Source organism: Variovorax sp. P1_H2 (genome assembly GCF_056405295.1).
In genome coordinates, this window is sequence record NZ_JBFUCJ010000306.1 from 1 (window position 1) to 674 (window position 674).

1 protein-coding gene is annotated in these 674 nt (G+C 68.1%); it reads left to right on the top strand.

All coding sequences use genetic code 11. The features are described 5' to 3' along the window. Positions 1–674, top strand: a 674-nt coding sequence (locus AC1D2E_RS36050) for an Ig-like domain-containing protein (RefSeq protein WP_478201819.1), incomplete at both ends; no start/stop codon positions are given.

The following is a 674-nucleotide window of genomic DNA, read 5'->3' on the forward strand; positions in this document are numbered from 1 at the left end:
GCAGTGCTTCGCACGCCTACGGCGTCAGCTCGACGGTACCCACCATCACGGTGGGCGGCCCGATCGCTGGCGACGGCGTGATCAACGCAGCCGAGGCCGAAGCCCTGGTGGTGAGCGGCACGACCACGAATGTGGAAGACGGCCAGACCGTCACGCTGACCTTCAGCGATGGCGTGAACAGCGTGGTCGTCACGGGCACGGTCAACGGCAATACCTGGACGGCCGAAGCGGCCGACCTGAGTGGCCTGACCAACGGCACGATCACGGTCACGGCCAACGTCAGCAACGCGGCCGGCAACCCGGCCAGCGACAGCGCGAGCGCCGAGATGGACAGCGTGGCACCGGTGGCCCCGACCATTGCGGTCGATGCCATCACGGCAGACAACGTGATCAACAACGCGGAAGCGGCTTCGACCGTGGCGGTGAGCGGCACGACCACCGGCACGCAAGCCGGCGACGTGGTCACCCTGGTGATCAACGGTGTCAGCTACAGCGGCACCGTGGACGCAGGCGGTGCCTGGAGCATCGACGTGGCAGGTTCGGACCTGGCCGCAGACGCAGACACCACCGTCGAAGCCAGCGTGGTGACGCGCGATACGGCGGGCAACAGCGCCAGCGGCAGTGCTTCGCACGCCTACGGCGTCAGCTCGACGGTACCCACCATCACGGTGGGC